The following is a 14,548-nucleotide window of genomic DNA, read 5'->3' on the forward strand; positions in this document are numbered from 1 at the left end:
AACGGGATTCTTTTGAATTGGTAAAACATATGACTGTAGGAATCCCGTTGAGTATATGCTTACGATGTAGCTTTTCCTTGAAAAGCTTTGGAGGCGAGCGCTACGCTTCTCCGGATTCAAATCCTTCATTCCGCTACAACGCACCATAAAGTCACTGTATTTTTTAGAGAGAAATTAATGTAAGAAGAACGGAAAAAATAGTAGAACGAAAACGAAGTGGACGGAATGGTGCTGTACAAGCGAAGCGGTCGCCTTTGTGCCAGGATTCCAACCATTTTATCCTAATATAAGGAAATCTGGGCACAACAGCGATGGGAAGTACCATCCGACCGCGTAGTGGTGCCGCGTGTACACCTTTAGTTGAGCTTATTTAGAAAAATCTAATAAATAACAGGGGGCCTACCCACAATGGATAAAATGAAATTGCATCGTATGGAGTATTACGGATATCATGGCGTTTTTCCAGAGGAACGTAAGCTGGGACAACGTTACTATATTGATTTGGAACTGGAGCTTGATCTGCGTGAAGCGGGTGAGCAGGATGCTTTGGACAAAACGGTTAATTACGCAGAGGTGCATTACACCGTTAAAGATATTGTAGAAAAGGAGTCTTACCAATTGATTGAAGCTTTGGGCGAACGTATTGCATCTTCCCTACTGGACACTTATACTAGTGTCAATGCACTGACTGTCAAAGTCACGAAGCCGCATCCGCCATTTGATATTCATTTTCAAGGCGTGACGGTTGAGCTTTATCGCGCAAGAAAGTAGGAACGATACATGAATGCACATTCGACCTCTGAGGCATCAGAGGCTTATATTGCTTTAGGGGCTAATTTGGGGGAGCGCGAGCATACCCTGTATGAAGCCATTACGGCGCTGGACGAACATCCGGGTATCCGGGTAATACGGTGCTCCAGCCTGTACGAAACAGAGCCTGTTGGGTATCTGGATCAACCTTCTTTTTTGAACATGACGGTAGCCCTATCTACAACACTTGCTCCAGAGGAGCTTCTGGTATATATGCTGGAGGTGGAGAGTCGTCTGGGGAGAGTAAGACATATTCCTAATGGTCCACGAACCATTGATCTGGACTTGTTATGGATGGGAGCGGCACAACTGGCTACACCGGATTTGGAGCTTCCTCACCCTCGCATGTTGGAGCGTGCTTTTGTACTGGTTCCCTTGGCTGACATCGTTCCGAATCAAGATCCGTCCGGTCTGTACAGTATCGTGCATACTGCATTGAATTCTGTGGATGGAAAGGACGGCATACAGCTTTGGAAAACATGCAGCTGGCGCAACGACTCCGCGCCTTTCGGAAACTAAAAGGGTTCACACAGCAGGAGTTGGCAGAGCGTACCGGTATATCTTTGACTGTATTAGGTGCTGTGGAGCGAGGCAATCGTACAATAGACTTAGACATGCTGAACATTATCGCCCAAACGCTAGGAATTGAAGTCCGGGAACTGACGGAATGACGATAAATAATGATACAAAAGAAAGAATAAAGGGGTGAACAGATATGTTGAAAATCGGCGGTATTGAAATGAAAAACCAAGTCGTTCTGGCTCCGATGGCAGGCGTGTGCAACCCTGCTTTTCGCCTGATCGCCAAGGAATTCGGTACAGGCTTGGTATGTGCAGAGATGGTTAGTGATAAGGCGATCATTCACGGCAACAAGCGTACACGTGAGATGCTGTTTGTAGATGAGCGCGAGAAGCCGCTTAGCTTGCAAATTTTCGGAGGCGACCGTGAAACTCTAGTGGAAGCAGCGAAGGTCGTAGATCAGGAAACGAATGCAGATATTATTGATATCAATATGGGTTGCCCGGTTCCCAAAGTGACCAAATGTGATGCAGGTGCTCGTTGGCTGCTCGATCCAAACAAGATTTATGAAATGGTATCGGCGGTAGTGGAATCAGTAAACAAGCCGGTTACTGTGAAAATGCGTATTGGTTGGGATAGTGAGCATATTTATGCCGTAGAGAACGCTCGCGCTGTTGAACGTGCCGGAGGACAGGCCGTTAGCGTACATGGCCGTACACGGGAGCAACAGTATACGGGACTTGCGAATTGGGATATTATAAAAGAAGTTAAAGAAGCAGTTACCATTCCTGTAATTGGAAATGGCGATGTGGCATCACCGGAAGATGCTCGCCGTATGCTGGATTTGACCAATTGTGATGGCGTTATGATCGGACGCGGTGCTCTGGGAAATCCGTGGATGCTTTACCGTACGATTGAGTACTTGCAATCAGGTGAGCTGTTGCCCGATCCTTCACCGGAAGAAAAAATTCGTATTGCCATTCTGCATATGGATCGTCTGGTTGCATTGAAGGGTGAAGCAGTAGCTGTCCGTGAAATGCGCAAGCATCTGGCTTGGTACCTCAAGGGGCTTAAAGGTTCAGCACGTATTAAGGATGCCATTATGGAAGAAACAAAGCGCGACGATATGGTACGTATTTTGGATCAATTTGTATCTCAATTGCACATGGTAGAAAACGATGAGCCTTCTACAAGCGCTGCATCTCCTGCTGCTGTTGCGCAATAAGGAAGCTGTTCCGGCCTGCGCACGCGATTGACTTTTCTAATTGCTTGCCCTATAATCGTTCAGTATAAAATCTTGATGTATGCTACAAATTGTGTGCAGCTCTCAAGACAACAGCAGGAAATGTTCTCATTCCCTCAGAGTGGCATATTATGTTTTGAAAGCGTGCATTCCGATGCACTTTTAAACTTTTCCCATGACAGGAGAATCGGTTAAGATGAGCGATAAAGAAGTCATTCTGACACAGGAAGGTCTTAGGAAGCTCGAAGATGAGCTTGAGAACTTAAAGTCTGTCAAACGCCGCGAAGTGGCTGAACGGATTAAGGTAGCCATCGGATACGGAGATATTAGTGAAAACTCCGAATATGAGGATGCGAAGAATGAGCAGGCCTTTATTGAAGGCCGTGTAATTACGTTGGAAAAGATGCTACGCAATGCCCGCATTATCAATAGTGATGAAATTGACACCGATGTTGTGGGAGTAGGCGCAACTGTGACTGTTGAAGATTTGGAATTCGGAGATATTACAGAGTATGCTATCGTAGGTTCTGCCGAATCTGACCCGCTACAGAACAAGATTTCGAATGAAAGTCCGGTTGGCAAGGCAATTCTCGGTAAGAAAAAGGGAACTGTTGTGGATGTCACCGTTCCAGCAGGCGTTATTCAATATAAAATCGTGGATATCAAGAAATAAGACACGGACTTTGGAATTTAATGTAAAAGCTTCCTTGTGGAAGCTTTTTTTCTCTACACCCGGACGGACCCCGGCCCGTCTATTCATATTGAAGGAGCTGATTTAGCACCATGTCGGATGAAACTACTAACCAGGAAACACAAGAAAACCGCGAGGAATTAAGTGAATTATTGCAAATTCGTCGTGCCAAATTGGACGAGCTTCGCTCATTGGGCATTGATCCTTTTGGACGCAAATACATACGCACGGCTGAAGCGGGCGTACTACTGAGCAAGTATGACAGTTTGACTAAGGAAGAACTGGAAGAAAAGAATATTGAAGTTAGCATAGCAGGCCGTATTATGGCTAAACGTGTTATGGGAAAAGCCAGCTTTGCTCATATACAGGATCTTAGCGGACGTATTCAAATTTATGTTCGTCAAGACACAGTACCTGAATCCAAATATAAAGCATTTGGCATTTTGGATCTGGGCGATATTGTTGGTGTTAAGGGTGTGCTCTTTAAGACCAAAACAGGTGAAACAACGATCAAAGTGCTCGATATTGAGGTCTTGTCCAAATCCTTGTATCCATTACCAGAGAAATATCATGGTCTGAAGGATGTTGAATTGCGTTACCGTCAGCGCTATGTCGATCTGGTTATGAACCCTGAAGTACAAAAAACGTTCATTACACGGTCCCGTATTATTCAATCCATGCGTCGTTATCTCGATTCGCTCGGCTATTTGGAAGTTGAAACCCCAACATTACATTCCATTGCTGGCGGAGCGGCGGCGAAGCCATTTGTTACGCACCATAATGCATTGGACATGCAGCTTTATATGCGTATTGCTATTGAGCTCCATTTGAAACGACTAATTGTCGGCGGAATGGAGAAGGTATATGAGATCGGTCGTGTTTACCGTAATGAAGGTATTTCGACCCGCCATAACCCTGAGTTTACGATGATTGAGCTGTATGAAGCGTATGCTGATTATAAAGATATCATGCAATTGACGGAAAACATGGTTGCACATATTGCGCAAGAAGTACTGGGCACACAGCACATTCAATATCAAGGCCAGGAAGTGGATCTGACGCCGCAATGGCGCAGAGTCTCCATGGTTGATGCTGTTAAAGAAGTAACAGGCGTAGACTTTAGCGTGCAGATGAGTAATGAAGAAGCTCATCGTCTTGCGAAAGAGCACAAAGTTCCGGTCGAACCACACATGACCTTTGGCCATATCCTGAATGCATTCTTTGAGCAGTTCGTAGAAGAAACGCTCATTCAGCCGACCTTTATTACTGGACATCCGGTTGAAATCTCGCCGTTGGCCAAGAAAAACGAACAAGATCCGCGGTTTACGGATCGCTTCGAGCTGTTCGTGGTCGCTCGTGAGCATGCGAATGCGTTTACTGAGCTGAATGATCCAATCGACCAGCGCCAACGTTTTGAAGCTCAATTGCTGGAACGTGAGCACGGTAACGATGAGGCTCATGAAATGGATGATGACTTTATCCGCGCCTTGGAATACGGTATGCCGCCAACAGGCGGATTGGGCATCGGCATCGATCGTTTGGTCATGTTGCTGACAGATGCGCCTTCCATTCGCGATGTGCTGCTTTTCCCGCATATGCGTAACCGTACAGTAGAATAACATAACATTATGAATATAGAGGATCAGCCGGGTTTCCCGTGTCTTGTTCCTCTTTTTCATAAGAACGGATGGAGAGAATACTCTAATGAAACGCAGCGTCAAGCTTAGTCGGTTCGCATCGCCTCCTTTTATATTGGTCATTGGATATTTATTGATTATTGCATTGGGTACTTTGCTACTGATGCTTCCTGTTGCCAATCATAGTGGTCATGCTCCGCATTGGATTGATTCGCTTTTTACGTCCGTCTCAGCCGCTTGTGTCACAGGACTGGTCGTCGTTGACGTCGATTCAACGTATACGATGTTTGGCGAAACCGTCACTTTGGTGCTGATGCAGCTAGGCGGGCTGGGGTTTATGACCTTAGCGACCTTGTTTGCGCTGTTATTGGGGCGGCGATTATCGCTGAAGGATCGGTTGCTGCTTAAGGAGGCTATTAATGCCGATAGCATGGAAGGGATCGTGCGTATTATTCGCAAGGTGCTGATCTTTTCTTTTACCATTGAGGCGATAGCTGCCGTTGTCTTGGCTTTGCGGTGGATGCGAGAAATGCCTGTCGGACAAGCGATATATTATGGAATATTCCATTCCGTATCCCTCTTTAATAACGGGGGATTCGATCTGTTCGGGACTAGCTTCCAACAATACGCTGGAGATTTTGTTTTCAATATGATTGCATCTGTGCTCGTTATATCAGGAGGCTTGGGTTTCCTGGTGCTTAGCGATCTGTTCGATTTTCGCCGTACCCGGAGACTGTCTCTACACTCCAAAATGGTGCTAAGCGTGTCGGGAGTGCTCATTGTGATTGGTGCGCTGGTTTTATTTATTTTTGAGTTTACCAATGCGCGAACCTTGGGTGCACTGAACTGGGAAGGCAAAGTATATGGAGCTGTCTTTCAATCGGTCTCCACGAGATCATCGGGTACGAGCACAGTCGATATCAGCGGGTTAAGGCAGGCAAGTCAGTTTTTTATTATGTTGCTGATGATTATCGGTGCTTCTCCAGGCTCAACTGGAGGAGGAATCAAAACGACTACGTTTCTGCTTATGGTAGGTGCGCTAATCGCCGTCATGCGAGGACAGAAGGAAATCGTGTTTTTCCGTCATAGGGTCCCCAAAGATATCATGATGCGGGCGCTGACCATTATTGTACTAGCCCTATTTATATTCTCGATTGTGGTTATACTGCTCTTAATGACAGAGGATGCCCCATTTCTCTCCCTGGCATTTGAGGCTGCTTCCGCAATTGGAACGGTAGGGTTGTCCGTAGGAGTGACGCCAGGGTTGTCTGACGCAGGCAAGCTGATTATTTGTGTGACTATGTTTATTGGTCGAATTGGTCCTCTTACGATTGCCTATGCCATTCGTCCACGCTCAACCAAGACATTGTACCGTCGTCCCGAAGGGCATATCGTAATTGGATAGTGTATCTGTAAAAAAGATGTACCCGTGCTGATTAGCATAGGTACATCTTTTTTTCATTTCAGATCATCATCATTCTTTATGGGTAGCATATGATGTAAAATGCCCATTTTGAGAACGAGACGAAATAGTTTGAACAGATACTGTTTTTCATAGAAAAAACGGCTATTTGTTTCCTTTTATGTAATTATAGACAAAATACTAGGAATATTATGTATAATATTGTATGATAGTGGGCATGAAAGGGGGATAGTTGAGGTGAATACCAATTTCTAATTTGAAAGGAATCGTCCATTATGTATTTATTTATTATTAGTGCTGAGGTTTTGTTTTGGGTTTTTGTTGTTGCAGGGTTAGTCGCAAGGTATATGTTTGGGTTGAAGAAATTAGGTGGGCTTCTTTTACTCTTTACCCCAATTATTGATATCCTGTTACTAATTGCGGTGTTCATCACGGTGAAAAGTGGCATGGAGATTACGACTGCTACTGGCTTGGCGGCCTGTTATTTTGGTATTACAGTAGCATTTGGTCATAGGTTAATTAAGTGGGCGGATGTACGGTTCTCCCATTGGTTTGGTAAGGGACCCAAGCCTGAACGCAAGTATGGTGCTGCTCATGCAAAAGAGGAACGGATAGGTTGGTTGCTTCACCTTTTGGGTTGGGCTATAGGTAATGCTTTGTTGCTCGCCATCATTGTGTATGTTGATGATCCTCAGCGTACGGCGTCTTTGGAGGGCATTATGCAAACATGGGCGATCGTTCTGGTAATCGACTTTGTTGTCTCCTTTAGCTATACTTTAGCTCCCAAAAAACAAAAGCGTAGTCTATAAAGGTTAAGGTTTTACACTTAGATGATATCTGGCTGGTCACTCAGGATGTTCAAATCGGGAGAGTCATTGTTGGTGAAAATGAAGTGGTTACTTCCGGTAGTGGGGTGAGTCTGTCATCGGAATGTAAATATTTACAAAAATATGCGGATTTTATGTTTAACTTACTTTGACAGTCACCTTATTTTCGCCTCGCTATCTTTTTTCACACACATGTATCCCTTTCGATTTGAACACAGACCAACAGAAGCAACACAATTATTTTTTGTGAGATGACAGACAGCATACATGATGTGTTACACAAATTTTAAAATAAATTTTGTGATTTGCCTAAAACGTCGCCTATCTAAGTTTGGCAATTAACGCGATAATATTCCAGGAAAGATTACATATGTCTATAAATGTAGACATACGCAATTAAGTTGTTATTTTGTTTAATAATGTAAAAAAAGAAAGGTGGTTTCTGTGGCAGTACTACTGAGCGGTAAGAACATTTTGATTATGGGCGTGGCTAATAACAGGAGTATTGCTTGGGGGACAGCTCAATCTTTAGCTGCTGAAGGGGCACAACTCATTTTTACTTACGAAAATGAGAGGGTTGCAGAGCGGGTACTAAAGCTTGCTGAAACCATTCCGGGAGCACTGGTCTGTCCTTGCGATGTACAAAGCAATGAAGAGCTTGATGCATTGGCGGATTTTCTAAAAGAAAAAGTAGGCGTGTTGCATGGTTATTTTCACAGTGTCGCCTATGCTAAGGCTGAGGATTTGGATGGCTTGTTCGTTGACACTTCTCGCGAGGGATTCGCCGTTGCACAAGAAATCAGCGCCTATTCCTTGGCTGCTGTATCCCGTCGAGTGTACCCACTGATGACAGAGGGTGGGAGTATCGTCACCATGACGTATATTGGCGCAGAACGAGCGATCAAAAATTACAATGTTATGGGTGTGGCGAAGGCTTCACTGGAAGCCAGCATGCGCTATCTGTCGAATGATCTGGGCACATATGGCATTCGTGTAAATGCGATTTCCGCTGGTCCGATACGGACTTTGGCTGCCTATGGCATTAAGGATTTTAACACAATGCTCAAACATATTGAAGAAACTACGCCCTTACGCAAGACGGTTGATACGTCTGAAGTCGGAGATACGGCGTTATTCCTATTTTCCCATTTATCGAGAGGCATTACGGGTGAAGTTATCCATGTAGATGCTGGATACCATATTACGGGGATGTAAGGAGGGAACGTTGTGCTTATTACGCATACGGATTGCCGGATTATCTCATCTGAAGGAATTATGACCAGGGAGCGTCTGGAGCGAGACGTTACGATCTTCTCCCGGATGTTGACTCTCAGAGGCATTCCCGAAGACGGTAGAGTGATTCTGAAAGCGGCCAATTCTTATTGGTTTGTTGTGTCTCTGTTCTCCCTGTGCAATATCGCTGTTTCGGTGACTGTGGTGGACGAGCAGACTGTGCTCGATGAGGTGGCCCAAATCTATGATGAAGCGGATGCCTGTTGCATCCTTACGGATTCCGATTTAGAACTTCCTCATGCACTCGTTATTCTGATTCAAGATCTGATTCAAGAAGAAACAGTGCACCCGGATTGGGTGGGAGAGCCAAAGCTTGAAGCCCTCGACTTTAACAAGTGGTGCGAGAGGCCAGATGCGCTCATTCTGTATTCTTCAGGTACGACGGGAAAACCCAAGGGAATCGTGAAAGCTGGTTCAGCTTTTATGGAGAACATCAGGCATTCCATACACGCCATGAACTACCTACCGTCTGACCATATGCTCCCCGTTGTGCCTTTCTCTCATTTTTATGGAATCTCACTTATCTTCTCCTGGTGGTTAACCTCATGTTCTCTCATCATCTGCAATCCAAAAAACCTCTGGAGCGTCATTGCAAGTATTACGAAAGACCGGGCGACGGTCGTAGATGCTAACCCCTCTGCTTTTTACACCTTGTTGCGTATGCTAAACCGAAAACCCGAACAACTGGAAATGGTCAAGGAAGCCCCGGTGCGCATGTGGTGCGTAGGCGGTTCTCCACTTACCCAAGACCTTGAAGAGAAATTTAACAACATATTTGGACAGCCCCTGCTGAATGGTTACGGTCTTTCTGAACTGGGCAACGTTACGCTGGGGACGCTAGAGTGTCCGAAGGGTTGTGGACTACCATTACCTGGTGTGGATTTGAAAATACTAGATTCTACAGGCAAACAGCAGACGGACGGTGTCGTAGGCGAAGTGTGGATACGCAGTGCTGGATGCATGGAAGGTTATCTAAATCGTCCAGACCTGACGCAATCCGTTCTACAGGACGGTTGGTTCAAGACGGGGGATCTGGGCTATCTGGATGACGGAATGCTGTATGTCATTGGACGCAGCGGCAAGACGGTCAACCGGATGGGCTATATGGTATCTCCGGTCTATATTGAGGACCGGATTGGTTCGTTAGGTTACCGATCCTGCGTGATCACCTTGGAGGATGAGGCTAAAGGGACATTACTTGTTGCCTTCATCGAAGGCGAATCCTTGCAAGCCTTGTCTGTACTCCGCAAAGAAATAAATCGTGTGCTCCCTTCATACATGTTTCCCGATCTTTTGCTTCCGCTTGACCACTTTCCTTTAAATCGCAATGGAAAAGTGGATCGTTTGGAGATGGAGCGTATTGCCCTGGGAAAAGTTGCTTCTCGCAAGGTATAGCAAGATATTTACCAAAACCGCATATAGGAAAGGGAGAATGTGCCATGAATATAAATCCAGAATTGGCAGAAAACACACTGTTTTTGGAAAGGCATGAATCTATTCTGAAATGCCTCAATTATTTGATTGAAAATCGGCAGGAAGTGATGGATATTCTCACGCAATTTTCATCCTATCGGGCCGCCAATGCAGAAATTGACTCCACGATCCTCACACTTCAAGGTGCTCTGCAAGAAGTGCAGATCTATCAGCCAAGTCGGCAACGATCTATGGCTGTATTCATGCCTTCCAACGTCATTCTATACTCCTATGCATTATACCTTTTGATTCCGTCCCTGTACGTTGAAAATATAGACTTTCGCCCTTCTTCTCACGTAAATGAGTACGTCAACATGCTGCATGAAAAGCTTCAGGCTGTACATGGATTACCCATCTATATTCGTAAAGTTAGCCAGAAGGTGTTCATGGAGAATTCCGTGATGCCAGCTGATATTGTGGTGTTCACCGGAAGCTATACCAATGCAGAGAAGATCAAAAAACAGATTCGAAAAGATCAGCTCTACATTTTTTACGGACAAGGGCTAAATCCTTTCATTATCGGGCCTGATGCAGATCTGGAGCTGGCGGTTACCGATGTAATCCGAATGAGATTGTTCAACTCTGGACAAGACTGCCTAGGCCCCGACATCATTCTGGTACATCAAGATGTGAGTGAGCATTTCAAAGATCTGCTGATTCAACAGCTTGACCAACTCGTGTTTGGAGCCAACAATGATCCGAACGCAAACTATACCCCTATATTCTACAAAGACACGCTATATTCGGTTTCTGAGTATTTTAACACGAACGACAAATTTATTATTTACGGCGGCGGCATTGATTTCCGTACGAAAAAGATGGAGCCAACGGTTGTATATAGTGAATTGGATCAGAATCTGGAGATTATTGAGTATTTTTCGCCAGTCTTCAATGTAGTTAGCTACCAAGACGACGAGCAACTGATCAAGCGTATTTCCTCCAGTTATTTCAGTGAACGTGCAATGGGTTGCAGCTTATACGGATCGGAGCACCTGACTGACGTTCTACGAAAGAAGCACACATTGACCATTAATCAGACGCTTGAGGATGTGGATCAAGGCAATAAGCCTTTTGGTGGCTACGGCACGATGTCGAACTATATTTTTTACGATTTCAAGCTCATTTCGAAGCCGATCTTGATTTCAGAAATTGTCGCAGAATATTTGTCGGAAAAGAGGAGTTTGGTATGACTGCGAGCTTCTTCCCCTGGGATGCCATTATTGGCTACTTAAAATCGGCTGGGGTTCAGCATCTCTTTGGATTACCAAGTGATGATCTCAAAATCGTATCGTCACTCCCCTCATCCGGTATGGATTTTATTTTGTGCAAAGATCAACGTAATGCTGTGTTCATGGCAGCAGGTTATGCGCTCACCACCAACCAGATGTCCGTATGTGTTGTGGGGAAAGGCCCTGCGCTCAGTAATACACTTACAGGGCTGCTGGAAGCCAAGAACCTGGGCGCTCCGCTCCTGCTTCTGGCGCTTGGTACTGGCGGAGACAAGCTGGGTACCCGATCCTTTCAGGAAGCCGATCAAATCTCACTCGTGAAGCCGCTCGTAAAATGGGCTTATCGTGTCGAGCATGTGGATCGGCTTGTATGGGCGATGGAGCGGGCTGCCTTTTTGGCTATCAATGGAGCACCGGGTCCTGTCTATATCGAACTCCCTGAAAACCTGATGGACCAGCCTGTGCCAACAGGGCTTCAGTTTACCCCACCAGAAAAGCTGTCGTGCTCTCCGTCTCGTCGGGAGTTGGATGCGGCTTGGGCGATTATAAAGACGGCGCGCAGGCCGCTCATTCTAGTCGGAGGGGGAATGAAGTCAGGTACAGGTGATGTGATTGAGCGGTTCGCTCACCAACATGGAGCGGCCTTGTTCGCAACTGCCTCGGGACGGGGTGTAGTGGATGAAGAACACGAACTTTTCTGCGGTGTTGCCGGACTCTATACGGATCTCAGTCTAAGACAAATCTGGAAGGAATCTGATGTGGTGATCACACTGGGCAGCCGCTTGGAAGAAACGGCTACGTTCGAGTGGGATATTCTGCTACAGGATACACCTTTGATTCAAGTCAATGTAAATCTGGAGGATTTTGCACACGAATACAGGGGTATCAAAGTGCTTGGTGATGGATATGCAGCAGTGGAGCAATGGCATGATCGGCTAGGGCAGAAGCCTGATGGAGTGTGGCTTGAAACAATCAGGAGCTGTAAAGAGAAGGCTTTTTCTCATAGGGCTATCTATCTGGAGGAATTGCAAAAGGCTCCTGGGATCCACGTTCCTGAGCTGTTGGACATGATTCAGACGGAGTTCCCCGAAAATCTGGTGCTTCTTCAAGAGAATGGATTGCAGGATATGTGGTCCTATTTTTATCCATATTTCCGCTTTGCCCAAGGCTCTCTTTCGATTGTTCCTAGTGATCAAACGAGTCTTGGATTCGGTGCGGCGGCTGCTCTGGGAGCAAGCGTGGCAACACAACGTCCAGTAGTGGCACTTGTAGGTGACGGTGCGTTCAATCTCTTCTGTTCGGATTTTATGACGGCGGTGGAGTATCAAATACCATTAATCTATGTCGTACTCAATAATGGTGGGTATGGTTGGTTACAGAATCAGATGAATTATAAGCATCTCACAGGGCAGTCCCTCCCGTTTGTTTCTGAGGCGGCCAAGACAGGAATTCAAATTCCTCAGTACGAGTTTGTGGAAAGCCTTGCAATTCGGAGTAAGGGAGAGGCACGGGAACAGCTTCAGCTTGCTTGGCAAAAGTATCAGGAGAACAAGCTTGTGGTCGTCGAGGTATATGCTGATCTTGCGGATGTGCATGAAAAAATCAGTCATGTGTATGGCGACTTTCCTCTCTACGAGCAACAGGCTTCCAAGAATTAATTTCAACGAAGGACGTGGATACAGTGAGAAGACGTGTTGTAGTGACTGGACAGGGAGTCGTAACGCCGGTCGGGCTTAATCTTACGGATTTCTGGAATTCACTGTTAGAAGGAAAAAGTGGAATCGGACCTGTCACTGCTTTCGATACAGCGGACATTCCGACAAAGATCGGTGCACAGGTTACGGGCTTTGACCCATTGCAATATATGAGCAAGAAGGAAGCTAATAAAGTTGCACAGTTCACTCAGTTTGCTTTGGCGGCTGCCCGGCAGGCAGTGGAGCAATCGAAATTAGTGATTGATGAGCGGAATGCAAGTCGCGTGGGGGTTATTGTCGGCTCTGGAGCAGGCGGCCTCGACGTTATAGAGGAGAACTATGGGAAATTAACAAAGCTTGGTCCCAAAAGAGTTTCTCCTTATTTTGTTTCCTCGATGATGATTAATTCAGCACCTGGTGAAATCTCCATTGCTATCGGAGCCAAGGGGCCTTCTTTTGCTGTGGTTACGGCTTGTGCCACAGGAAGTAATGCCATTGGTGAAGCATTACGTACGATCCAGTACGGTACGGCTGATGTCGTGGTTGCTGGTGGAGCAGAAGCCAATTTTAGTCAGCTTGATCTGGCATCTTTTGCGAATATCCATGCTCTCTCCAGACGTAATGAAGAGCCGCAGAAGGCCAGTCGTCCGTTTGATGTGGATCGCGATGGATTCGTCATCGGTGGAGGAGCAGGAGTCTTGGTGCTGGAGGAGTTGGAATATGCTTTGAACCGCGGAGCCACCATTCTGGCCGAAGTTGTGGGTTACGGATGCACAACGGATGCGTATCATATCACGGCTCCAGATCCCTCTGGCTCCGGCCCGGCAGAAGCGATCAACATCGCACTGCAGGATGGCGGCCTGACACCGCAGGAAATCGACTATGTCAATGCCCACGGTACGAGTACGCCATTTAATGATCGTATGGAGATTAACGCTATTCAAAAAGTGTTCGGGGAGCATGCCCCCCAATTGGCGATATCGTCTATTAAATCCATGACTGGCCATTTAATGGGCGGTGCAGGGGCAGTCGAATTAATTGCGACTGTGCAGAGCATGATTCACAGCAAAGTACCACCGACACTCAATTGTGACAATCCGGAAGCTCCTGAATTGAACTTTGTGCCGCATGTATATCAGGAACGCGAGGTCCGCGCAGCGATTAGCAATTCATTTGGTTTCGGAGGGCACAACGTCTGCCTTGCTGTTCGCAAGTGGGAAGGGGAATAAGCCTGTGAGCGAAGAGCTAATCCATATCCCGGATGTGCTTCCTCACCGGTACCCTTTTCTTCTGTTGGATGGCGTGACCGGGTACGAAACGTCGCAGTGGGCGAAGGGATACAAGCTTGTCACCTGGAGTGAGTGGTTCATTACAGACAGTAATCCATACATGCCTCCTATGTTGATTGTGGAGTCGCTTGCACAATTGGCGGCATTCGTGGCGGTTGATAAAAAAGGGATTTCATACCTGACCAATCTCAATGGGATTCGGTTCCATAGCTTGGCGAAGCCTGGGGACCGAATTGATCTCTACTTTGAAGTGATCAAGCGTCGACGGGGCTATATTCTGGGAAGTGGTCGTGCTTCCGTAGGGGATCGATTGGTAGTTGAGGCGGAAGAAATTGTTTCACTGGATCAATGACGGTGTGGAAGCGCACGTTAAACTTTCCTTTTGTCCTCCTGACTGCCAGGTGCAGCGGGAGGATATTC

The 14,548-nt window shown here is 46.2% G+C and carries 14 protein-coding genes; all 14 read left to right on the forward strand.

The genetic code is table 11. The annotated features are described in order from the left end of the window. The first annotated feature begins 408 nt into the window (after positions 1-408). Positions 409-771, forward strand: a complete 363-nt coding sequence (gene folB / locus NSS94_RS00345) for a dihydroneopterin aldolase (RefSeq protein WP_013368705.1) — start codon at positions 409-411, stop codon at positions 769-771. 9 nt (positions 772-780) lie between these two features. Beyond that, positions 781-1,329 carry a 2-amino-4-hydroxy-6-hydroxymethyldihydropteridine diphosphokinase gene (gene folK / locus NSS94_RS00350; protein WP_029514636.1) on the forward strand — a complete coding sequence of 183 codons (549 nt, stop codon included), beginning with the start codon at positions 781-783 and terminating at the stop codon, positions 1,327-1,329. After that, positions 1,281-1,481: a helix-turn-helix domain-containing protein gene (locus NSS94_RS00355; RefSeq protein WP_176715713.1), complete on the forward strand. Its 201-nt coding sequence runs from the start codon at positions 1,281-1,283 to the stop codon at positions 1,479-1,481. The genes folK and NSS94_RS00355 overlap by 49 nt, the downstream gene beginning before the upstream one ends. 44 nt (positions 1,482-1,525) lie before the next feature. Further along, positions 1,526-2,554, forward strand: a complete 1,029-nt coding sequence (dusB, locus tag NSS94_RS00360) for a tRNA dihydrouridine synthase DusB (protein ID WP_341038275.1) — start codon at positions 1,526-1,528, stop codon at positions 2,552-2,554. A gap of 214 nt (positions 2,555-2,768) precedes the next feature. Beyond that, entirely contained in the window at positions 2,769-3,245 is a 477-nt protein-coding gene (gene greA / locus NSS94_RS00365; protein WP_013308160.1) for a transcription elongation factor GreA, read from the forward strand. Positions 3,246-3,355: 110 nt separating this feature from the next. Then, positions 3,356-4,882, forward strand: a complete 1,527-nt coding sequence (gene lysS, locus NSS94_RS00370; protein ID WP_029514639.1) for a lysine--tRNA ligase — start codon at positions 3,356-3,358, stop codon at positions 4,880-4,882. Between the two features lie 85 nt (positions 4,883-4,967). Then, entirely contained in the window at positions 4,968-6,305 is a 1,338-nt protein-coding gene (locus NSS94_RS00375; RefSeq protein ID WP_341038276.1) for a TrkH family potassium uptake protein, read from the forward strand. 293 nt (positions 6,306-6,598) lie between these two features. Continuing rightward, positions 6,599-7,132 (forward strand): hypothetical protein, encoded by a 534-nt coding sequence (locus NSS94_RS00380; protein ID WP_318628332.1) that lies wholly within the window; start codon positions 6,599-6,601, stop codon positions 7,130-7,132. 462 nt (positions 7,133-7,594) lie between these two features. Beyond that, positions 7,595-8,365: an enoyl-ACP reductase FabI gene (fabI, locus tag NSS94_RS00385; RefSeq protein WP_029514642.1), complete on the forward strand. Its 771-nt coding sequence runs from the start codon at positions 7,595-7,597 to the stop codon at positions 8,363-8,365. A gap of 12 nt (positions 8,366-8,377) precedes the next feature. Further along, the gene (locus NSS94_RS00390) at positions 8,378-9,838 is read left to right on the forward strand and encodes a class I adenylate-forming enzyme family protein (RefSeq protein ID WP_341038277.1); all 1,461 of its coding nucleotides are present in this window, start codon (positions 8,378-8,380) and stop codon (positions 9,836-9,838) included. A 44-nt stretch (positions 9,839-9,882) separates the two neighbouring features. Continuing rightward, entirely contained in the window at positions 9,883-11,106 is a 1,224-nt protein-coding gene (locus NSS94_RS00395; protein ID WP_341038278.1) for an aldehyde dehydrogenase family protein, read from the forward strand. Continuing rightward, complete coding sequence (locus NSS94_RS00400; RefSeq protein WP_069011243.1) at positions 11,103-12,803, forward strand: thiamine pyrophosphate-binding protein; 1,701 nt, start codon at positions 11,103-11,105, stop codon at positions 12,801-12,803. The genes NSS94_RS00395 and NSS94_RS00400 overlap by 4 nt, the downstream gene beginning before the upstream one ends. A gap of 23 nt (positions 12,804-12,826) precedes the next feature. After that, positions 12,827-14,068, forward strand: a complete 1,242-nt coding sequence (gene fabF / locus NSS94_RS00405; protein ID WP_068938691.1) for a beta-ketoacyl-ACP synthase II — start codon at positions 12,827-12,829, stop codon at positions 14,066-14,068. Between the two features lie 19 nt (positions 14,069-14,087). Continuing rightward, the gene (locus NSS94_RS00410) at positions 14,088-14,480 is read left to right on the forward strand and encodes a 3-hydroxyacyl-ACP dehydratase FabZ family protein (protein ID WP_029514647.1); all 393 of its coding nucleotides are present in this window, start codon (positions 14,088-14,090) and stop codon (positions 14,478-14,480) included. Positions 14,481-14,548: the final 68 nt, after the last annotated feature.

This window comes from Paenibacillus sp. FSL L8-0644, assembly GCF_038008165.1.
In the GTDB taxonomy this organism is placed as follows: Bacteria; Bacillota; Bacilli; order Paenibacillales; family Paenibacillaceae; genus Paenibacillus; species Paenibacillus polymyxa_D.

What these genes read in the sequence shown, in the direction of transcription:
- folB (WP_013368705.1), top strand. Translation starts at nt 409, where the DNA reads ATGGATAAAATGAAATTGCATCGTATGGAGTATTACGGATATCATGGC.
- folK (WP_029514636.1), top strand. Translation starts at nt 781, where the DNA reads ATGAATGCACATTCGACCTCTGAGGCATCAGAGGCTTATATTGCTTTA.
- dusB (WP_341038275.1), top strand. Translation starts at nt 1,526, where the DNA reads ATGTTGAAAATCGGCGGTATTGAAATGAAAAACCAAGTCGTTCTGGCT.
- greA (WP_013308160.1), top strand. Translation starts at nt 2,769, where the DNA reads ATGAGCGATAAAGAAGTCATTCTGACACAGGAAGGTCTTAGGAAGCTC.
- lysS (WP_029514639.1), top strand. Translation starts at nt 3,356, where the DNA reads ATGTCGGATGAAACTACTAACCAGGAAACACAAGAAAACCGCGAGGAA.
- NSS94_RS00375 (WP_341038276.1), top strand. Translation starts at nt 4,968, where the DNA reads ATGAAACGCAGCGTCAAGCTTAGTCGGTTCGCATCGCCTCCTTTTATA.
- NSS94_RS00380 (WP_318628332.1), top strand. Translation starts at nt 6,599, where the DNA reads ATGTATTTATTTATTATTAGTGCTGAGGTTTTGTTTTGGGTTTTTGTT.
- NSS94_RS00395 (WP_341038278.1), top strand. Translation starts at nt 9,883, where the DNA reads ATGAATATAAATCCAGAATTGGCAGAAAACACACTGTTTTTGGAAAGG.
- NSS94_RS00400 (WP_069011243.1), top strand. Translation starts at nt 11,103, where the DNA reads ATGACTGCGAGCTTCTTCCCCTGGGATGCCATTATTGGCTACTTAAAA.